General features: G+C 60.6%; 23 protein-coding genes. 11 read left to right on the top strand and 12 right to left on the bottom strand.

All coding sequences use genetic code 11. The features are described from left to right. Positions 1-3 precede the first annotated feature (3 nt). The 4 genes from M5B43_RS01825 to M5B43_RS01810 all read right to left on the bottom strand — a co-directional run bounded on the left by M5B43_RS01825 (position 4) and on the right by M5B43_RS01810 (position 3,738). Positions 4-1,119, bottom strand: coding sequence for a uroporphyrinogen-III C-methyltransferase (locus M5B43_RS01825; protein WP_248748518.1), 1,116 nt, complete (start codon positions 1,117-1,119; stop codon positions 4-6). A gap of 46 nt (positions 1,120-1,165) precedes the next feature. Continuing rightward, positions 1,166-1,915 carry a uroporphyrinogen-III synthase gene (locus M5B43_RS01820; RefSeq protein ID WP_248748517.1) on the bottom strand — a complete coding sequence of 250 codons (750 nt, stop codon included), beginning with the start codon at positions 1,913-1,915 and terminating at the stop codon, positions 1,166-1,168. After that, positions 1,912-2,853 (bottom strand): hydroxymethylbilane synthase, encoded by a 942-nt coding sequence (hemC, locus tag M5B43_RS01815; protein WP_248748516.1) that lies wholly within the window; start codon positions 2,851-2,853, stop codon positions 1,912-1,914. Before hemC ends, M5B43_RS01820 begins: the two co-directional genes overlap by 4 nt. A 138-nt stretch (positions 2,854-2,991) precedes the next feature. Further along, complete coding sequence (locus M5B43_RS01810) at positions 2,992-3,738, bottom strand: LytTR family DNA-binding domain-containing protein (protein WP_248748515.1); 747 nt, start codon at positions 3,736-3,738, stop codon at positions 2,992-2,994. Positions 3,739-4,238: 500 nt separating this feature from the next. On the opposite strand from M5B43_RS01810, the gene argH reads away from it, so the two are divergent. Then, positions 4,239-5,633, top strand: a complete 1,395-nt coding sequence (gene argH / locus M5B43_RS01805) for an argininosuccinate lyase (protein WP_024078056.1) — start codon at positions 4,239-4,241, stop codon at positions 5,631-5,633. 107 nt (positions 5,634-5,740) lie between these two features. Here argH and M5B43_RS01800 read toward each other — a convergent pair whose 3' ends face one another. Continuing rightward, positions 5,741-6,400, bottom strand: coding sequence for a glutathione S-transferase (locus M5B43_RS01800; RefSeq protein ID WP_248748514.1), 660 nt, complete (start codon positions 6,398-6,400; stop codon positions 5,741-5,743). Positions 6,401-6,526: 126 nt separating this feature from the next. On the opposite strand from M5B43_RS01800, the gene M5B43_RS01795 reads away from it, so the two are divergent. The 3 genes from M5B43_RS01795 to M5B43_RS01785 all read left to right on the top strand — a co-directional run bounded on the left by M5B43_RS01795 (position 6,527) and on the right by M5B43_RS01785 (position 10,238). Then, positions 6,527-6,811: a hypothetical protein gene (locus M5B43_RS01795; protein ID WP_248748513.1), complete on the top strand. Its 285-nt coding sequence runs from the start codon at positions 6,527-6,529 to the stop codon at positions 6,809-6,811. A gap of 152 nt (positions 6,812-6,963) precedes the next feature. Continuing rightward, positions 6,964-7,218 carry a TIGR02647 family protein gene (locus tag M5B43_RS01790; RefSeq protein ID WP_248748512.1) on the top strand — a complete coding sequence of 85 codons (255 nt, stop codon included), beginning with the start codon at positions 6,964-6,966 and terminating at the stop codon, positions 7,216-7,218. Between the two features lie 179 nt (positions 7,219-7,397). After that, a complete protein-coding gene (locus M5B43_RS01785) occupies positions 7,398-10,238 on the top strand; it encodes a class I adenylate cyclase (protein ID WP_248748511.1) in 2,841 nt (946 codons plus the stop codon). Here M5B43_RS01785 and rnk read toward each other — a convergent pair. The 3 genes from rnk to cyaY form a co-directional block, all read right to left on the bottom strand. Next, a complete protein-coding gene (gene rnk / locus M5B43_RS01780) occupies positions 10,235-10,648 on the bottom strand; it encodes a nucleoside diphosphate kinase regulator (protein WP_034129049.1) in 414 nt (137 codons plus the stop codon). The two genes, M5B43_RS01785 and rnk, sit on opposite strands and share 4 nt — an antisense overlap. Before the next feature lie 131 nt (positions 10,649-10,779). Further along, positions 10,780-10,998 (bottom strand): DUF1289 domain-containing protein, encoded by a 219-nt coding sequence (locus M5B43_RS01775; protein WP_248748510.1) that lies wholly within the window; start codon positions 10,996-10,998, stop codon positions 10,780-10,782. A gap of 2 nt (positions 10,999-11,000) precedes the next feature. Continuing rightward, complete coding sequence (cyaY, locus tag M5B43_RS01770; protein ID WP_248748509.1) at positions 11,001-11,333, bottom strand: iron donor protein CyaY; 333 nt, start codon at positions 11,331-11,333, stop codon at positions 11,001-11,003. A 239-nt stretch (positions 11,334-11,572) separates the two neighbouring features. Between cyaY and M5B43_RS01765 the strand changes: the two genes are divergently transcribed. From M5B43_RS01765 to M5B43_RS01740, 6 genes are read left to right on the top strand one after another with little or no spacing between them, the layout of a single operon-like run. Continuing rightward, complete coding sequence (locus M5B43_RS01765) at positions 11,573-11,734, top strand: lipoprotein (RefSeq protein ID WP_248748508.1); 162 nt, start codon at positions 11,573-11,575, stop codon at positions 11,732-11,734. Positions 11,735-11,743: 9 nt separating this feature from the next. Beyond that, a complete protein-coding gene (lysA, locus tag M5B43_RS01760; RefSeq protein ID WP_248748507.1) occupies positions 11,744-12,991 on the top strand; it encodes a diaminopimelate decarboxylase in 1,248 nt (415 codons plus the stop codon). Between the two features lie 3 nt (positions 12,992-12,994). Next, positions 12,995-13,825: a diaminopimelate epimerase gene (gene dapF, locus M5B43_RS01755; RefSeq protein WP_248748506.1), complete on the top strand. Its 831-nt coding sequence runs from the start codon at positions 12,995-12,997 to the stop codon at positions 13,823-13,825. 13 nt (positions 13,826-13,838) lie between these two features. Continuing rightward, positions 13,839-14,555, top strand: a complete 717-nt coding sequence (locus M5B43_RS01750; protein ID WP_248748505.1) for a DUF484 family protein — start codon at positions 13,839-13,841, stop codon at positions 14,553-14,555. A gap of 2 nt (positions 14,556-14,557) precedes the next feature. Beyond that, positions 14,558-15,457, top strand: a complete 900-nt coding sequence (xerC, locus tag M5B43_RS01745) for a tyrosine recombinase XerC (RefSeq protein ID WP_248748504.1) — start codon at positions 14,558-14,560, stop codon at positions 15,455-15,457. After that, the gene (locus tag M5B43_RS01740; protein WP_248748503.1) at positions 15,454-16,149 is read left to right on the top strand and encodes an HAD-IA family hydrolase; all 696 of its coding nucleotides are present in this window, start codon (positions 15,454-15,456) and stop codon (positions 16,147-16,149) included. Before xerC ends, M5B43_RS01740 begins: the two co-directional genes overlap by 4 nt. 119 nt (positions 16,150-16,268) lie before the next feature. Here M5B43_RS01740 and sutA read toward each other — a convergent pair whose 3' ends face one another. The 4 genes from sutA to glnK all read right to left on the bottom strand — a co-directional run bounded on the left by sutA (position 16,269) and on the right by glnK (position 19,047). After that, positions 16,269-16,595, bottom strand: a complete 327-nt coding sequence (gene sutA, locus M5B43_RS01735; protein WP_248748502.1) for a transcriptional regulator SutA — start codon at positions 16,593-16,595, stop codon at positions 16,269-16,271. Positions 16,596-16,697: 102 nt separating this feature from the next. Next, positions 16,698-17,123 carry a secondary thiamine-phosphate synthase enzyme YjbQ gene (locus tag M5B43_RS01730; protein WP_248748501.1) on the bottom strand — a complete coding sequence of 142 codons (426 nt, stop codon included), beginning with the start codon at positions 17,121-17,123 and terminating at the stop codon, positions 16,698-16,700. 209 nt (positions 17,124-17,332) lie between these two features. Next, a complete protein-coding gene (locus M5B43_RS01725) occupies positions 17,333-18,673 on the bottom strand; it encodes an ammonium transporter (protein WP_248748500.1) in 1,341 nt (446 codons plus the stop codon). A 35-nt stretch (positions 18,674-18,708) separates the two neighbouring features. Next, the gene (gene glnK, locus M5B43_RS01720; protein ID WP_002555808.1) at positions 18,709-19,047 is read right to left on the bottom strand and encodes a P-II family nitrogen regulator; all 339 of its coding nucleotides are present in this window, start codon (positions 19,045-19,047) and stop codon (positions 18,709-18,711) included. A 421-nt stretch (positions 19,048-19,468) separates the two neighbouring features. Between glnK and M5B43_RS01715 the strand changes: the two genes are divergently transcribed. Beyond that, positions 19,469-19,732 carry an accessory factor UbiK family protein gene (locus tag M5B43_RS01715; RefSeq protein ID WP_248748499.1) on the top strand — a complete coding sequence of 88 codons (264 nt, stop codon included), beginning with the start codon at positions 19,469-19,471 and terminating at the stop codon, positions 19,730-19,732. Positions 19,733-19,971 lie beyond the last annotated feature (239 nt).

Below are 19,971 nucleotides of genomic sequence, written 5' to 3'. Positions count from 1 at the left end.
GTTCTACTCCTGGGTGGCCGGCGTGCCGGCCGAAGCCTTGGCTTCGTCGGTAGACAGATGACGACGCTCAAGGTACGCCTGCACAGCGGCCAGGCTCGCAGCCAAGTCAGGCGTCACCACCGACACGGCCTTGGGCTCAAGTTCAGCGATACGCGCCAGCATGGCCTTGCTCTGCGGGTTGTCCTGGTTGAAGTTGTCCTGCAACACACTACGCGCCTCTCCCAGCGAGCGGCTGTACACCGCCGCCTCGCCGTTGAGAGCCGCCCACTGTGCCTGCTCCAGCGCCAGGCTGAGGGACAGACGCACCTGATTCAAGCCCTGGCCTGCCAGCAACGGGCGAATGTTGTCGTCGGGGTTGAAGTCGATGCGGAAGTAACGGGAAATCTGCTCCCACCACTGGCTCAAACGATTGTCCGTATCGGTGGTAGGACGCCCCTGGGCAGCGGGCTCCGTGAGTTGGTACTCCGGCGCAATCGCCGCCAGCTGGACGACCTGGTCGCGCAAGGCGGCCAGTTGCAGGTACAGGCCGGTGCGGTCCGGTTGCTCGACACTGCGCAGCGCGGCGAGGCTTTTGGCCAGTTGCTCGCGCGCGGCATAGGCGCCTGGATCGCTCTGCTCGCGAAGAATCTCGTCGGCACCCTGGACCAGTGACTGAGCGCTGTTGATGTCTTGCAAGGCCGACAAGCGCAAGCTGGCCAGACGGATCAGATGCTCGGCCTCAGCCAGGCGCCAGTCCTTGCGGCTGGCACCCAGCACGGTCTCCAGGCGCTGGTTCAGACGCTGCTGGTCACCCTGCAACTGGGCGACCAGGCGACGACGTTCCTCCAACTCATCGGCACCTGGCAACTGCGCCAGGCGAGCGGCCAACTGTTGTTGGCTTTGCTTGAGGCTCTGGGATTGGTCATCAAGGGTCTGCACCTGGCCCAGTTGCTGCTGGCTGCTGGCTTGCAGGGCGCGGACCTGCCAGACCCCCCAGCCGCCGGCGGCAACACCTGCGGCGCCAAGCAGCAAGGCGACGATTGCCAGGCCATTGCCACGGCGTGGCGCGGTGACTGGTGTCTCGACCGGCGCATCAAGCGCGGGCTGAGCTTCATCTTTAGGCAAGGCTGTTTCGCTCACGTATCCGTCCTTTGCGTATCAGAGAGTGGGGGCGGGTGCTTTATCTTTATAAGGCAAAGCTGCCCAACGCCACTAACAAAGCCGCGGCACTCGCGCCACGACAATCCACAACTTTTTCTGCGCCAGCGGCGCGCGCCATCTCATGGACGCGCGGGCTGGGCACGAACAACGGCAGCTGTGCCACCTGAGGCCAATCGGGTCCGGCCAGGGCTTGCAGGTGTAAAAAACCCTGCCCACTGCTGACCACCAGCCCGTTCAAGCGTTCCAACTGGATGCGCTGCATCAGCGCCCCTGGGCGGTAGGCCGGAAGAAAACGGCGATACAACTCCAGATACTCGACACTAGCACCTTGTTCGCGCAAACGCTGCGCCAGCAACTCCCGACCGCCTTCGCCCCGCAGGATCAGCACCCTGGCACCGGGATGCGCGATAGCCTCGCGCAACGCGGGCAATTGAAGCAAGGCCTCGCTGTCATCGCCGGTTAGAGGATAGTGAACGTTGAGGCCATGATCGGCCAATATCTGCGCCGTCGCCGCGCCCACACTGAACCAGGGCAAATGCGGCGAAGGTTGAGCCAACTGCCGCAAGCTCAGACGCGCGGCGGGCTTGCTCACCACGATCACCGCGCAATAGCGGTGCAGCGCTTGAAACACCGCCTGTTGTTCCGCCGTGACCGGCAGGGCTTCGATCTCCAGCAGGGGCAGGCTACTGCTGAAAATTCCGGCCTGCGCCAATGACGCCGCCAGGGCCTGCGACTCTTCGGCAGGCCGCGTCAGCAGCACTCGCCATTCGGTCACTGCGGGCCGGCCTCGCCATAGACTTTTTGCAAAATGGCGCCAGCGCCTTTTTCCAGCAACGCTTCGGCGACCTGGATACCCAACGCCGTGGCATTGCATTGTGGGCCACGCACTTGCGCGGTCAGCAACGTGCCACCGTCCGGATCCCCCACCAGGCCACGCAGCCACAGGTTTTCACCTTCGAGCACGGCATAGCAGGCGATCGGCACTTGGCAGCCACCGTTGAGGTGTTTGTTCAGGGCGCGCTCGGCCGTGACGCGAACTTCCGTGTCAGGGTGATCGAGCGGCTTGAGCAATGCGTGAATTTCGCTGTCGGCGGTACGGCATTCGATGCCGACTGCGCCCTGCCCACCTGCGGGCAAGCTGTCTTCGACGCTGATGGCCGAAGTGATGCGGTCTTCAAAGCCCAGGCGGATCAAGCCGGCAGCGGCGAGAATGATCGCGTCATACTCACCGGCATCCAACTTGGCCAAGCGAGTGTTGACGTTGCCGCGCAGGAAGCGGATCTGCAAGTCGGGGCGGCGGGTCAGCAATTGCGCCTGACGACGCAGGCTGGAGGTGCCGACGATACTGCCCCAAGGCAATTCATCCAGGGACGCATAGGTGTTGGAAACGAAGGCATCACGCGGGTCTTCGCGCTCGCAGATGCAAAAAAGGCCCAGCCCTTCAGGGAAGTCCATGGGCACGTCTTTCATCGAGTGCACGGCGATGTCGGCTTCGTTCTCCAGCAGCGCGGTCTCCAGCTCCTTGACGAACAAGCCCTTGCCGCCGATCTTCGACAGCGGCGAGTCCAGCAGCTTATCGCCACGACTGACCATTGGAACAAGGGATACCTTGAGACCAGGGTGGGCCTGCTCAAGACGCGCTTTGACGTACTCGGCCTGCCATAAGGCCAATGCGCTTTTACGGGTGGCGATGCGGATTTCGCGAGAGGACATGGATCAATCCGTACTGAATAGATACAGCGGATAATAACAGCTCAGGCAAATACGCTTTGATTTGAATCAGCAAGTGCGGGGCCTCCCTGGCCACGTCGCACCGGGATAAGGGCTGTGGACTTCGCTCCAGCTCTTGGGCTAAAGCTGCTGCATCATCTTGCGCACACCAGCGACATGGCGTCGGCTGACAATCAAGGCATCGCCATTAAGCCCTTTCAGGAACAACTGAAAATGCCCCAGAGGCGTACGCTGCAGGCGCTCGATGCGCTCACGGGCGACCAACGCGTTGCGGTGAATGCGCACGAAACGCTCGCCAAACTCGTCCTCAAGCGCCTTGAGCGGCTCATCGAGCAGTACTTCGCCGGACTCGTGACGCAGGGTCACGTACTTGTGATCGGCAATGAAGTAGACCACCTGGCCCAGTGGAATCAGTTCGATACCCTTGCGAGTACGCGCACTGATGTGGCTTCGAGGCCCGTTACCGCTTTGGGCGGCTGGCTGGGTCAAGGCGGCGAGCTGGGCGCGGTTGGGGCGCTCGGCTTTTTTCAAGGCTTTGAGCAAGGCTTCGGCAGTCACCGGCTTGACGAGAAAACTGACACCGCTGTCTTCCAACGTTCGTGCAGAAAACTCTTCCTGGGCCGCGCACAGCACCACCGCGGGTGGCGATTCGCGTTCGCTCAGGCGTGCGGCGACTTGCAGGCCATCAAGGCCCGGCATGCGGATATCGAGCAGCACCACATCCGGCTTGAGGCTGTCGATCAGCGTCAACGCCTCCTCGCCGCTGGTAGCGCTCGGTTCAAGGACTGTATAACCCTCAAGCTCACTGACCAGACGGCTCAGTCGCTCGCGGGCTTGGGGTTCGTCATCAACGATCAGGACATTCATATTGCGCTGGATTCCTGCGTGAGTCTCGCACAAGGATAGCGTAGACAGGTGCGGTGACTTACGTCACAGCGATCCACGCTAAGACTAGCGCGAGCGGCAAAAAGTGCCCTGAGAGTGGCACCCAAATTTACCCGGACCTGTTCAATAGCGCCCAAGACCTGCTGCCTGCGGGCATCGTCGTAGGGTTCACTGATACACAATCCGAATACCCCCCTTTTAAATGGATAGTCTGGTTATGACCGCATAGCCCGACTTTGGTGCATTCACACACTATCAGTCCAACTGTAGACGCTCACCGAGACGATATTGCTCAATCGTCAAATATCGTTTCAATAAACGCCCGCCTCCAGTCTCTTCCCGGATGCGATCGGCGGCAAGGCACTTAGCCATCCCCTGCACAAATAAAATTGCCGGCTACCCGCAGCATCGCCTCCACGGGCAACCCTGTTATTATCGGCGACACACCTCCACGCCTCTTTTAGCAGATCACGAGCGAATCCATGAGCACCGACAAGACCAACCAGTCCTGGGGCGGCCGCTTCAGTGAACCCGTCGACGCCTTCGTCGCCCGCTTCACCGCCTCCGTCACCTTCGACCAGCGCCTGTACCGCCACGACATCATGGGCTCCATCGCCCACGCGACGATGTTGGCCAAGGTCGGCGTACTGACCGACGCCGAGCGCGACAGCATCATCGACGGCCTGACCACCATCCGTGGTGAAATCGAGGCCGGCACGTTCGACTGGCGCGTCGACCTGGAAGACGTGCACATGAATATCGAGGCCCGCCTCACCGATCGTATCGGCGTGACCGGCAAGAAACTGCACACCGGCCGCAGCCGTAACGACCAGGTCGCCACCGATATTCGCTTGTGGCTGCGTGACGAAATCGACCTGATCCTCGCGGAAATTACCCGCCTGCAAAAAGGTTTGCTGGAGCAGGCCGAACGGGAGTCGGACACCATCATGCCCGGCTTCACTCACCTGCAGACCGCACAGCCGGTGACGTTTGGTCACCACCTGCTGGCCTGGTTCGAAATGCTCAGCCGCGACTATGAGCGCCTGGTGGATTGTCGCAAGCGTGCCAACCGCATGCCGCTGGGCAGCGCCGCGCTGGCGGGCACCACCTACCCGATTGATCGCGAGTACACCGCGCAACTGCTGGGCTTTGACGCCGTGGGCGGCAACTCTCTGGACGGTGTGTCAGACCGTGACTTCGCCATCGAATTCTGTGCTGCCGCCAGCATCGCGATGATGCACCTGTCGCGCTTCTCGGAAGAACTGGTGTTATGGACCAGCGCACAATTCCAGTTCATCGACCTGCCGGACCGTTTCTGCACGGGCAGCTCGATCATGCCGCAAAAGAAAAACCCCGACGTGCCCGAGCTGGTGCGTGGCAAGAGCGGCCGCGTATTTGGCGCCTTGATGGGCCTGCTGACCCTGATGAAAGGCCAACCCCTGGCCTACAACAAGGACAACCAGGAAGACAAAGAGCCGCTGTTCGACGCCGCCGATACCCTGCGCGACTCACTGCGCGCCTTTGCCGACATGATCCCGGCGATCAAGCCCAAGCACGCGATCATGCGTGAGGCGGCGCTGCGCGGGTTCTCCACCGCGACTGACCTGGCCGATTACCTGGTGCGCCGTGGCCTGCCGTTCCGGGACTGCCACGAAATCGTCGGCCATGCCGTGAAGTACGGCGTGGACACTGGCAAAGACCTGGCGGAAATGAGCCTGGAAGAACTGCGCCAGTTCAGCGACCAGATCGAGCAGGACGTGTTCGCCGTGCTGACCCTGGAAGGCTCGGTGAATGCCCGCAACCATGTGGGCGGTACTGCACCGGCACAGGTGAAGGCAGCCGTCGTGCGCGGCCAGGCCCTGCTCGCAAGCCGCTAAGAGCTTCGCGAGCAAGCCCGCCCCCAACACTTGACCGCGCTCCATCTTTGGAATGCAGCCGAATGTGTGGGCTTGCTCGCGAAGGCGTCGCCACAGGCGCCAACCCTCTATTTCCTGGCCGCAATCATCGCCATAAACGCCGGCATCGCCGCCTCCCTGTCCGCCGCGACCTTCTGCGCGTTGGGCATCCCATGCAATCGCTCCAGCAAGGCCTTCGCCGCCGCAAGCCCGGCCAACAAGTCCAGGCCAAACAGCTTCTCGCCTACGGCACAGGCGAGGTTCACGCTGTACATGAAATATATATCCGCGATCGTAAAGCTCTCCCCCGCCACATAGGGTGCGAATTTGCCGTGTCGACCCAAGGAGCTGACACCCAGCAACAACTCGGCCTTGGATTTCTCCTTGATCGCCTCCGGCACCGGCATGCCAAAAAAGGCTTCGGCGAAACACGCGCGAGCGGGCAATTCGATGTACAGCTCGATCTCCCTGCACAAGGCTAGCACCTGGGCCCGCTGAAACGGATCAGCGGGCAACAGCGCAGGCCCTTCCTGGGTTTGCTCGATATATTCGAGGATCACGCTGGTTTCGTTGATAAAGCCTTGCTTGACGCCCAACACAGGTACTTTGCCCCTGGGGCTCACTGCCAGGGCCTCAGGGGTCTGCCCGGCATAAAAAGGCACCTCTTCGAAAGGCAGCCCTTTCTCCATCAACGCCAACTTGACCATGTTGTAGTAGTTGCTGACCGAAAATCCATAGAGCTTGAGCATTGCTGTTGCCTCCAGGCCGGGTGTGGGGTTGGCTGCAAGAGTTATAGATCCTCGGACCCGGTCTGACCAGCAGCATCACCTACCTGAATGAGGGTAGACTGGCGCCCTTTCCTTGAGGAGCCTGCCATGAGCGAGCCAACCGATATCGATAACGACGAAGAAGAGTTCACCGAGAGCACGCTGACCCAGGCCATCGAAAACCAGATCGAAAGCGACAACCCGCCTGCCGCCAAAGCCACCTTCAACAAGCTGGCGTTGGTGGGCTATGAGCGCGAAGACATTCTGAACCTCATGGCCCACGTGTTGGCCGTGGAAATTGACAAGATGCTCGAAGAAGACCGCGCGTTCGATACCCAATGGTATGAAACAGCGCTGCGGGCATTGCCTGAGCTGCCACCCGAGAACGACTGAATCGAGCACCTTCGTGGCCTGGAAGCGCGCTTCCTCGCCACAAAACTGCGCCATATCAAGACCCAGGAGTTTCTCACTGGACAGCCCGGCAAAGTGCGTTCACCTTATGCCCTGCTAGCCTCTAATAAATTCTTAGAAAGTCTGGAGTCCTTATGTCGTATACCCCTGAGTTGGTTGCCGAACTGGAAATCCTTGCACTCTTCAACCTGGGCAGCTCCCAGGAGGGTTTGAAAGTCCATCAAACCGCCGCTCCCACTGCCATCGCCGCCGCCAAACGCCTATTCGACAAAAAACTGATCGATCAGCCGGATGGAGGCTACCTGACCAGCCTTGGCCGGGACGCTGCAGAACAGGCCCAAACCCTACTGACCATCTTGACCACTGCCCCGACCAAAGAAGCAGCCTGATACCCGATCCGCCCATGGAGTCCGCTCCTTGCGGATTCCGAGGGCGTCGTTGTGCCAAAAGGCTTGCGAGCAACCAGGTTTTTGACGTCAAAAACCACTCCCATCTAAAATTCCTACGCTTCTGTCTGTAAACTCCTACACGGCTGCCCACGTCGGGCCCTGCGAGCCCCGAGTTGGACATGACCCGCACTCATGAAATCCGCCCAGACCTGGACGAAGGCATCGACCGCAAGGTGCTGGCGCAACTGCGCGCGCGCTTCATGGCCCTTAACAAAGGGCGCATGGCCCGAGCCATCGAGGGGCTGACGCCGCGCCAGCAAAGCGTGCTGACGCTGTTGCCGCTGTTTTTCCACGTCAATCACCCCTTGCTGCCAGGCTATGTATCCAGCAGCACGCCAGCCGGGCTGTCGAACTTCGAACCCGACACCCAGGCATTGGCCGAGGCCCAGCGCCTGACTCGCTCGTTCTCCTATAAGCCACGCCACGGCAACCCTCCTCGGCCGATCCACGGCTTATTCCTGATGGGTAGCCTCGGCACGCTGGCTCAGGCTGATCAAAGCGATATGGACGTGTGGGTGTGTCATGCACCTGACCTGAACGAAAACGAACTGGCCGAGCTGCGCAAGAAGTGCCAACTGCTGGAAGCCTGGGCCCTGACCATGGGGGCCGAGGCGCATTTCTTCCTGATCGAACCGACGCGCTTTGTACTGGGTGAACGCGACACACAACTGAGCTCCGATGACTGCGGCACCACCCAGCATTATTTGCTGTTGGACGAGTTCTACCGCACCGCAATCTGGCTGGGTGGTCGTACACCTATCTGGTGGCTGGTGCCGGTGTACGAAGAAAACCGCTACGCCGAATTCACCCACACGCTGATTTCAAAACGTTTTATTCGCGCCGATGAAACCCTCGACCTTGGCCACTTGGCGCACATTCCCCCGGGCGAATTCATTGGCGCGGGGCTGTGGCAACTGTTCAAGGGCATCGAATCACCCTACAAATCCGTGCTCAAGCTGCTGCTGACCGAGGTCTACGCCAGCGAACACCCGAACGTGCACTGCTTGAGCCTGCGCTTTAAACGGGCAGTGTTCGCCAACCAGATGGACTTGGATGAGCTGGACCCTTACATCGTGGTCTATCGCCGCATCGAGGAGCACCTCAAGGCGCGCAACGAGCCGGAACGCTTGGAACTGGTACGACGCGCGCTCTACCTGAAGGTCAACCGCAAGCTCAGTGCCGGCCAGCGCAGCGCCAGTTGGCAACACTTGCTGCTCGAGCGCCTGGCCCATGAGTGGGGCTGGGACCCGCGCCAACTGACTCTGCTGGACAGCCGCAGCCAGTGGAAAGTGCGTCAGGTGGCCTCCGAGCGACGCGCCTTGGTCAATGAGCTGAACTACAGCTACCGCTTTCTCACCCAGTTTGCCCGTAGCGAACAAACCGTCAGCCTGATCAACAAGCGCGACCTCAACGTATTGGGCCGCCGCTTGTATGCAGCGTTTGAACGCAAGGCCGGCAAAGTTGAGTTCATCAACCCCGGGATTGCCCCGGACTTGGCCGAAGATACGTTGACCCTGGTGCAGTCGCCCAATCGCAAGGAACCCGGCCAACATCACTGGGGCTTGTACAACGGCAACCTCACCGCGCTGGAATGGGAGCATTTTGCACCCATCAAGCGCAGCCGCGACCTGCTGGAAATGCTGACCTGGTGCCACCGTAACGGCGTCATCGACAGCAGTACACGCCTGGCGCTGCACCCGGGCGTGAGCGACATGACCGAGTTCGAGCTGTTCAACCTGCTAGGCAGCCTGCAGCAGACCATCGCCTTACCCTTGGCCAGTGTCGATGAAGACCGCCTGTTGCGTTCGGCGGTACCGGAAGACGTATTGCTGCTGATCAACGTCGGCGTTGACCCACTCAAGCACCACCGCGACCTGAATATTCTGATGACCACCGAGCGCACAGACTCCCTGAGCTATGCCGGTGTACGCGACAACCTGGTGTTGACCCTGGACCAAGTCACGATCAACAGTTGGAACGAGGTGATGGTCAGCCGCTACGACGGCCCCCACGCGCTCCTCGACTGCCTGCGTGACTACCTCAACCAACTGCCTTGCGATCATTTGCCACGGCTGCGGGTACGCTGCTTCTGCCACAACCGTGCGCAATTCATTGCCCAACGCGTTGAAGAAATCTTCGACACGGCGCAAAACCTGCTGCTCGGCCAAGGCAATCACCGCTACTTGCTCCAGGTACAGCAGCACTATCACGTGATGGAACTGACACCGGGCCAAGCCAATCATGTGTCACTGCCGACTCAGGACGCGCTGATCGCCTACCTCAGCGAAGAGCTGGCCAGCTACAGCCCATTGCACCTGGACGCCATGGCCCTGGAAGACCACGACCTGGCGCTTTTGCTGCCCATGGGGCTGGCCGACCGTGTGCAAGTGTTCTACCGGGTCAATGAACGCATCGCCGAACTGTACGTTCTGGATGAATTCAATGCTCTCTGGCAACAACGCTTGCCGTTTCATGACGAGCAAAGCTTGTTGGCGCCGCTGCAGCGTTTCCTGCAATCGATCATCTATCGTCGCGAAGCCTTGTCACCGCTGGATATGCATCAACCGCTGGGCGCAGTGCAAACCTTGTATTACCAACTATTGCCGTCGGGCAGCACCCGCGCGCGCGTCGTCGAACCACGGCCAGCTCCGCAACATCCCACCCATAGAGGGTTTTATGATGTGCAGGCGATTATCGGCAAAGCCGCACCAGGCCAGGTAGGCATCACGCTGTACTGCAATCAGCGGGAGTTTTCCGAATTGGAATTTGGCGACCAACTGTTTGCGGTGGTCGCCCGGGAAATCGTCGGGCAGCGCCGGGAGGCCGAGCGTTACCGCTGCTACATCACCGACCTGGACCTGTCCGGCCTGCTCGGCGATGTGCAGAGCCCGAGCAACTTGTACCTACGTTACAAGGCCGAGCTGGAACTGTCGCTCAATGAGGCGCTGAACCAGATTTAGAGGGGGAAAGCGCCGCCGTCTTTGGGCTGGCCTTCAACGCTGAGCAGTTCAAGCTTGAGGGTCTTGCCGCCCGGCGCAGGCCAATCGATGTGCTGGCCCACTTGCAGGCCGAGCAAGGCACTGCCCACTGGCGCCATGATCGAGATTTTTCCTTCGTCGGCATTCGCGTGCTTCGGATAAACCAAGGTCAGGTGGTAGTCCTTGCCACTGCTTTGCTCACGGCAATGCACGCTGGAGTTCATGGTCACGACACCCGCAGGCACTTCATCGTGGCCAACCACATCTTCGGCGCGGTCGAGTTCGGCTTGCAACGCTTCAACGCCGGGAAACTCGTCGCCCAAGCGGTCGATCAGTTGCTCCAGACGCTGCACGTCAAGACGGGTGAGGATGATGGACGGTGCGGTGGTCATGATTCAGGCAGACTCCTTTTTTCTGCACAAAAAAGCAAAACCCCGCCAGAAAAAGGCGGGGTTCTCACGGGCCTCGATCAGTTGAGGCGTACCCGGACACTACCACAGCGTCACAAATAAACAAGACGACCTCAGGCGCGCGCCCGACGCTGTTCGGCCTCGACGCAAATCACCCGGCGCCGGGCATCGTCGGCGGAGCGCCATTCGCGGATGTCTTCCACGTGCCGGAAGCAGCCAAGGCAGACTTTATGCTCGTCCAGGCGACACAAACTGATACAAGGTGACGGCACCGCCGGGCTGACATTGCTGAACAGCGGCTTGGGCGGGCGTACAGAAGCAGGCTGGGTCACGATCAGATCTCGTCGAAGTCCAGGTCAGCGCCGGTATATTCTTGGACCAGACGTGTGAGCATCTCGCCCAACAACTCTTCGCTCTTGTCGCACTGCCATTTGCCGCTTTCTTCGTCGTAGTCGAAGTGAACGCCACCGGAGCGCGCCGCCAGCCACAACTGACGTAGCGGTTCCTGGCGACTGAAGATCAGCTGCTGGCCGCTCTCGAACTTTACGGTCAGCACGCCAGCCGAGTTTTCCAGGTCCACATCCAGGCCGCTGTCGTCGAAAATATCTTCCAGCGCCTGCTGGGTCGAATCCACCAGGTCGTGAAAACGGGCTTCGGTCAAACTCATTGTGGGAACCTCGAAAAGTGTCTGGTCACGCTCAAGCGGCGCACGATACGGACGTGCCATGATGATTGCAAAGGATACCGATTTCATTACCCGCAGCCGCGTGAAATATCCTCAATTAGCGTAGGCGTAATCGCGACATACTCAGCAAACCCCCGCCGGACGGGTATTCCGGCGCATAGGCAAGCTGGCAGGTGGTCGGTATACTCGGGCGCAATTAATGCATATTCAAGGATTTCGCCATGAAGCGCCTGATCTCTTCCCTTGCTGCGCTCGTCGCGGTCGCTTGCCTCGTTAGTGCCTGTGGTCAAAAAGGCCCGCTGTACCTGCCTGACGACAGCAAAGACCCGAATGACCAGGCGCAGACGTCGCAAACCAAAGCGCACAAGCACGACACCTACTAAGGGAAACTCATGGACGCTTTTAACTACCGGGACGGCGAGCTGTTCGCGGAAGGCGTGGCGCTGTCTGCGATTGCCGAGCGCTTCGGCACCCCGACCTATGTGTACTCCCGTGCGCACATCGAAGCCCAATACCGCTCCTTCACCGACCCACTGAACGGCGTTCCACACCTGGTGTGCTACGCGGTCAAGGCCAACTCCAACCTGGGTGTACTCAATGTCCTGGCGCGCCTTGGCGCTGGTTTCGACATCGTTTCCCGTGGCGAGCTGGAACGTGTGCTGGCTGCCGGTGGCAAGCCTGAAAAAATCGTGTTCTCCGGCGTCGGCAAGAGCCGCGAAGACATGCGCCGCGCGCTGGAAGTCGGTGTGCATTGCTTCAACATCGAATCCACCGACGAGCTGGAGCGCCTGCAAGTTGTCGCCGCCGAGATGGGCGTTCGCGCGCCGATCTCCCTGCGCGTCAACCCGGACGTCGATGCCGGCACCCACCCGTACATTTCCACCGGTCTCAAAGAGAACAAGTTCGGCATCGCCATCGCCGACGCCGAGGATGTGTACATCCGTGCCGCACAGTTGCCGAACCTGGAAGTACTGGGTGTCGACTGCCATATCGGCTCGCAACTGACCACCCTGCCACCGTTCCTGGATGCGCTCGACCGCCTGTTGGCGCTGTCCGACCGCCTTAGCGAGTGCGGCATCTACCTGCAACACATCGACCTCGGTGGTGGTGTGGGCGTGCGCTATCGCGATGAAGAACCACCAAAGATCGCCGACTACATCCAGGCCGTGCGCGAGCGCACCGAAGGCCGCGGCCTGACCCTGATGTTCGAGCCAGGCCGTTATATCGTCGCCAACGCCAGCGTATTGCTGACCCAGGTCGAGTACCTCAAGCACACCGAGTACAAGGATTTCGCCATCGTCGACGCGGCGATGAACGACCTGATCCGCCCGGCGCTGTACCAGGCCTGGATGGATGTGACTGCCGTCAAGCCACGTACTGGTGAAGGTCGCAACTACGACATCGTCGGTCCGATCTGCGAGACCGGCGACTTCCTGGCCAAGGATCGTCAGTTGGCCCTGGAAGAGGGCGATCTGCTGGCCGTGCATTCGGCCGGGGCCTACGGGTTTGTCATGAGCTCCAACTACAACACCCGCGGCCGTGCCGCCGAGGTGCTGGTGGACAATGATCAAGCGTTTGAAGTGCGTCGCCGCGAGACGGTAGCCGAGTTGTATGCTGGCGAAAGCCTGCTGCCGGAGTAAGCCATGCTGCTGCGTTTTACCAAGATGCACGGGCTGGGCAATGATTTCATGGTCCTCGACCTGGTCAGCCAGCACGCGCACATTCTGCCCAAGCACGCTAAACAGTGGGGCGACCGTCACACCGGTATCGGCTTCGACCAACTGCTGCTGGTTGAAGCACCGAGCAACCCGGAGGTGGATTTCCGTTACCGGATCTTCAACTCCGACGGTTCCGAAGTGGAACAGTGCGGCAACGGTGCACGCTGCTTCGCACGCTTTGTGCTGGACAAGCGCCTGACCGCCAAGCGCCAGATTCGCGTCGAGACCAAAAGCGGCGTGATCGAGCTGGATATTCGCAGCGACGGCCAGATCAGCGTCAACATGGGCGCGCCACGCCTGGCACCGGCGGACATTCCGTTCCAGGCCACCGAGCAGGCGACCCATTACCCGCTGGACGTCGATGGCAAGACGGTGGATATCGCCGCCGTGTCGATGGGCAACCCCCATGCCGTGCTGCGGGTCAACGACATCAATAACGCGCCCGTCCATGAACTGGGGCCGAAGATCGAACATCACCCGCGCTTTCCGGCACGGGTCAATGTAGGGTTCCTGCAGGTGGTCGACCGTACCCGCGCGCAATTGCGCGTATGGGAACGCGGCGCCGGCGAAACCCAGGCGTGCGGTACCGGTGCTTGCGCCGCTGCCGTGGCCGCCATCAGCCAGGGGTGGATGGATTCGCCGCTGCTGATCGACCTGCCTGGTGGACGGTTGTCCATCGAATGGGCAGGCCCTGGCCACCCGGTAATGATGACCGGGCCGGCCTCGCGCGTATACGAAGGACAGGTCCGTCTATGAGTGAGCCAAGCTAATGACCGATAAGCCTCAAGTACCCGCCGAAGCATCCCCGAGCGAAAGTCTGGAGGCCGCTGCTGTCGCGGCGTACCTTGAGGCTAATCCGGACTTCTTCGTCGAACATGAAGAACTGCTGCCGGCTCTGCGTATCCCCCACCAGCGCGGCGATACCGTGTCGCTGGTGGAGCGGCAGATGAAGATCCTGCGCGAGCGTAATATCGAAATGCGCCATCGGCTTTCCCACCTGATGGACGTGGCCCGCGACAACGATCGCCTGTTCGACAAAACTCGCCGCCTGATTCTGACACTGATGGACGCCAGCAGCCTGGAAGAGACGGTGATTGCTGTAGAAGACAGCCTGCGCCAGGATTTCCAGGTGCCCTTTGTCAGCCTGATCCTGATCAGCGACAACCCGATGCCCGTGGGACGCTGGGTCAGCGGCGGCGAAGCGCAGACTGCCATCGGCGGCCTGCTTTCCGAAGGCAAGACCATCAGCGGCACCTTGCGCGAGCACGAACTGGACTTTCTGTTTGGCGCCGAGCAGCGCAAGCAGATCGGTTCTACCGCCGTGGTTGCCCTCAGCCATCAGGGCTTGCACGGCGTACTGGCCATCGCCAGCCGGGACCCTGCGCATTACAAGAGTTCGGTGGGCACGCTGTTCCTGACCTACATCGCCGAAGTGCTGGGCCGTGTCGTGCCGCGCTTCACCACCGCCCTGCGCGCGGTGCGCTGACCATGGAACGGCAACTGGACGCTTACTGCGCTCACCTGCGCAATGAGCGCCAGGTGTCGCCGCATACCCTGGAAGCCTACCGGCGGGACTTGAACAAGGTCCTGGCCTACTGTGAAAAACAGCACGTCACCAGCTGGAAGGCTCTGGATATCCAGGCCCTGCGCAGCCTGATCGCGCGGCTGCACCAGCAAGGTCAGTCATCACGCAGCCTGTCTCGCCTGCTGTCGGCGGTGCGCGGCCTCTACCACTACCTGAACCGCGAAGGCTTGTGCGACCACGACCCGGCCAATGGCCTGGCCCCGCCCAAGGGCGAACGGCGCCTGCCCAAGACCCTCGACACCGACCGGGCCCTGCAACTGCTCGATGGCGCCGTCGAGGATGACTTCCTGGCCCATCGCGACCAGGCGATCCTCGAACTGTTCTATTCCTCCGGCCTTCGCCTGTCGGAGCTCACTGGCCTGAACCTCGACCAGTTGGACTTGGCGGACGGCCTGGTGCAAGTGCTCGGCAAAGGCAGCAAGACCCGCGTACTGCCGGTGGGCAGGAAAGCCCGGGAAGCCTTGCAACGTTGGTTGCCCCTGCGCGCCCTGGCCAACCCGGTGGACGACGCGGTGTTTATCAGCCAACAAGGCCGACGCTTGGGGCCGCGGGCCATTCAGTTGAGAGTCAAGGCGGCCGGCGAGCGCGAACTTGGGCAGAACCTGCACCCGCATATGCTGCGGCACTCCTTTGCCAGTCATATGCTGGAGTCATCCCAGGACCTGCGCGCCGTACAGGAATTGCTCGGCCACTCCGATATCAAGACCACGCAGATCTACACCCACCTCGACTTCCAGCACCTGGCAACGGTGTACGACAGCGCCCATCCACGGGCCAAACGCATCAAGGGCGGCGACTCATGAGTATCAAGCTGATCACTTTCGACCTGGACGACACCCTCTGGGACAACGTTCCCGTCATCATCAGCGCCGAAGCGTCAATGCGCCAATGGCTGGCGACCCACGCCGCCAAGGTGGGCGACCTGCCCCTCGAGCACTTCGCCCGCCTTCGCCAGCAGGTTCTGGAGCGTCATCCCGAGCTCAAATACCGCATCAGCCTGTTACGCCAGCGGGTGCTGATGCAGGCCTTTGAAGAGGCCGGTTATCCTCAGCCGCAAGCCTCGGAAATGGCGGATGTGTGCTTCGAAGCGTTCATTCACGCGCGGCATCAACTCACCGTATTTCCCGAAGCAGAACCCATGCTTCAAGCACTGAGCCGGCACTTTCTACTGGGCGTCATCACTAACGGCAACGCGGATGTGCAGCGCGTAGGGCTGGCGGACTACTTCCACTTCGCCCTGCGTGCCGAAGACGTCGGCATCGCCAAGCCGGATGTGCGCCTGTTTCAGGAAGCCCTGCAGCGTGGCGGCGTGGAGGCCAGCGCGGCGGTGCATATTGGCGATCATCCTGGCGATGACATTGCCGGGGCGCAGCAGGCGGGGCTTCGTGCGGTGTGGTTCAACCCGACGGGGAAGACCTGGGATGCGGATAAGCGCCCGGATGCAGAGATTCGCAGCCTGGCTGAGCTGCCGGAGTTGCTGCGCAGCTGGCAGTAACACCGAAGATCAAAATGTGGGAGAGGACTTGCCCACTTCCACATTTGGCTCAACTAAATCATCCGGCATGAAAAAGCCCGCAGCGACGGCGGGCTTTTCTTACAAGCAGGTGGCAAACCTCAGATAGGTCGGCTGCCGTACTTGTTATCCGGCTTCTTCGGTGGATCTGCCACCACGTTAGCCTCGACTTCCTGCACTTTGCCGCCTTTAGCGAGGAATTCTTCCATCGCACGGGCCAGGGCATCGCGTTCTTTGTTCTTGGCTTCAACGCTCGGTAGTTCATCTACCGAAACAGCAGCCTTGGCTTTGCCTTTGGCCACCGGAACAGGTGCATCATCGCCACCATCGTCATCAGCAACGTCTTCCGCCGCCGCTTCAAGACCTTCTTCGGTGTCGTCTTCGTCACCTACTTCGAGTTCGTCGTTTTCCAGATCATCGTCGCTCATGTTCTACCTCATGACTTGCGAAAAGCAGATTAGTTATAGCCCAGCTTCACCCTCTGTCGAGGTCGCTGGAAAAAAATCAACATCCACCAGATAACCAGTGGCTTATGCCCCATCACCGTGCAAGGTGGCGAGGACTTTACGAGCACCGCCATGCTCACGGTGCTCGCCCAGATAAACACCTTGCCAAGTTCCCATCGCCAAGCGGCCGGCCTTCACCGGCAAACTCAGCTGGCAGCCCAGGAGACTGGCCTTGAAGTGCGCCGGCAGATCGTCCGGACCTTCGTCGTTGTGCTCATATCCCGCCATGCCTTGCGGCACCAGCGCATTGAAGAAACGCTCGAAGTCACGGCGAACCGCCGGGTCGGCATTCTCGTTGACGGTCAACGAAGCCGAGGTGTGCTGCAACCACAGATGCAACAGGCCCACGCGACAAGCCTTCAATTCAGGCAAGCCGGCAAGCAACTCATCCGTTACCAGGTGAAAGCCCCGGGGCTTGGCCCGCAGGGTAATCAGGGTCTGTTGCCACATACAGTTCTCCGCCCATCGGCGCGCATTCTAGCGCGCTCAGGGAAAAAACAAAGTGCCGAATACGCCTACGTGCCTGTAAGACATTCGCATCCCTAAAAACACCGTGTGGATCCCATCACAAAGTCGACAGAAAACCCATACACCTTTAGCCAAAGACAAACGCCAGACAAAAAAATGCCCGGCAAGCCGGGCATCTTTTTTTCGTGTACTTACAGGTTGTAGCCGCGCTCGTTGTGTTGCGCCAGGTCGAGGCCAACGGCCTCTTCCTCGTCGGTCACCCTCAGGCCCATGACCATATCCAGCACCTTGAGGATGATGAAGGTCACGACCGCTGTGTAGATCACGGTGAAGCCGACACCTTTGCACTGGATCCAGACTTGCGCCGCGATATCAGTGGTCGCCGCGTTGAAGCCGCCCAGCGAAGGTGCAGCGAACACACCGGTCAGGATGGCGCCGAGGATACCGCCGATACCGTGTACGCCGAAGGCGTCCAGGGAGTCGTCGTAACCCAGCTTGCGTTTCAGCGTCGTGGCGCAGAAGAAGCACACCACACCGGCTGCCAGGCCGATGACCAGTGCGCCCATCGGGCCTACAGTGCCAGCAGCCGGGGTGATCGCAACCAGACCGGCCACCACACCCGAGGCAATGCCCAATGCGCTTGGTTTACCGTGAGTGATCCACTCGGCGAACATCCAGCCCAGCGCCGCAGCGGCGGTAGCGATCTGGGTCACCAGCATCGCCATGCCGGCAGTGCCGTTGGCCGCAGCAGCGGAACCCGCGTTGAAGCCGAACCAGCCGACCCACAACATCGCAGCACCGACCAGGGTGTAACCCAGGTTGTGAGGCGCCATCGGGGTAGTCGGGAAGCCTTTGCGCTTGCCGAGGACAAGGCACGCCACCAGCCCGGCCACACCCGCGTTGATATGCACCACGGTGCCGCCTGCGAAGTCCAGCACGCCCCAGTCGCCCAGCAACGAACCCGGGCCGCCCCACACCATATGGGCAATCGGTGCGTAGACCAGAGTGAACCAGACGCCCATGAAGATCAGCATCGCGGAGAATTTCATACGCTCAGCGAAAGCACCGACGATCAGCGCAGGGGTAATGATGGCGAAGGTCATCTGGAAGGTGACGAACACCGCCTCGGGAAACAGCGCCGCAGGGCCGGTAATGCTCGCTGGGGTCACGCCCGACAGGAACAGCTTGGACAAGCCACCCACGAATGAGTTGAGGTTGACGACGCCTGCTTCCATACCGGTGGTGTCGAACGCCATGCTGTAGCCGTAGACAAACCACAGAATGGTGATCAAGCCGGTGATGGCAAAGCATTGCATCATCACGGAAAGAATGTTTTTGGAACGCACCATGCCGCCGTAGAACAGCGCCAGGCCCGGAATGGTCATGAACAGCACCAGCGCGGTGGATGTAAGCATCCACGCCGTGTCGCCGGAATTGAGGACTGGAGCAGGGACTGGGTCCGCCGCCAGGGCCAAGGCCGGCATTACGAGGGACAACAGGGCTCCTAGCCCTGCGAATTTACGCAGAGTCATATTGTTTTCTCCTGGGGCGTTGGGGGTTTGGCGGCTTAGATTGCGTCGGTATCGGTTTCGCCGGTACGGATGCGAATAGCCTGTTCCAGATTGACCACGAAGATCTTGCCGTCACCGATCTTGCCGGTGTTGGCCGCCTTGGTTATCGCCTCGATAACCCGGTCAAGATCCTTGTCGTCAATGGCGACATCAATCTTCACCTTCGGCAGGAAATCGACCACGTATTCCGCGCCGCGATACAGCTCGGTATGACCCTTCTGCCGACCGAAGCCCTTGACCTCAGTAACGGTAATGCCCTGCACGCCGATCTCGGACAGTGACTCGCGTACATCGTCCAACTTGAACGGCTTGATGATGGCAGTGACTAGCTTCATGAAAACTCTCTCCCGAATTGGTGGACTTGCCCCAGGAAAACAAACCCGTCTCAAGTCTAAGCGCAGTGCCTGGCTTTGTAACGCTTCGTCGCCTTGGCATAGGCCATTGCGACGTTCGCTAACCACTGGTGACGAAACATGTACCGCTGGTCCGTCGGCGCACTGCATCGTCACAGCGACTGCATCAGTGCATGGGTCATGAACGTCTAAGCAGAAAGCTTGCCAGCTCCGTAAAAACCACTGAAATCAGTCCTTTGCTCACGCATGCCCACCTTCGGGGCTTTTGGGCGGAGCCAATGCGCACAAAAACAGTGCGCCGTCGCCCGGCCGCCTGCGCGAAAAGCGTGCGCGCCAGGCCGTGAAAAAGACTATAGACGCTGCGTGATACACTGCTGGCCAACAGTTTTCCGGAATATTTCCCATGCTCGCGCCCAAAGACCTCCTCGACGCCCTGAGCGGCCACGCCTCTCGCCTGTTCAGCGGCGACACCCCGCTGCCCCGCAATGAAATCGAAAGCCAGTTCAAGGCCCTGCTGCAGAGTGGCTTCAGCAAACTCGACCTGGTGAGCCGCGAAGAATTTGATAGCCAGATGGTCGTGTTGGCCCGCACGCGTGCACGGTTGGAGAGCCTGGAGGCGAAGGTGGCGGAGTTGGAAGCGCGGTTGACGCCACCCGTTGCTGAGTAAACACGACGAGTGTGGAGGGGCGCTTGCCCCCGATAGCCATCGGTATCTACACAACTTTTGAAGGCAGTCATATTCCCCGGTGGCGAGCGGGCTCGCCCCGCGTTGGGCTGCGCAGCAGCCCCAAAACCTGGCGCTGAGTTCTTTCAGAAAGAATTTCAGTGCCTTTACTGGGGGGCCGCTTCGCAGCCCAACGCGGGCGGTGCGACGATTCGACAAGCCCGCTGCGTCGTTGCCTGGAT

This window comes from Pseudomonas sp. MWU15-20650, from assembly GCF_023242475.1.
GTDB lineage: Bacteria > Pseudomonadota > Gammaproteobacteria > Pseudomonadales > Pseudomonadaceae > Aquipseudomonas.
Note: the sequence above shows the minus strand (reverse complement) of the source record. Positions and strands in the feature narration are given on the sequence as shown.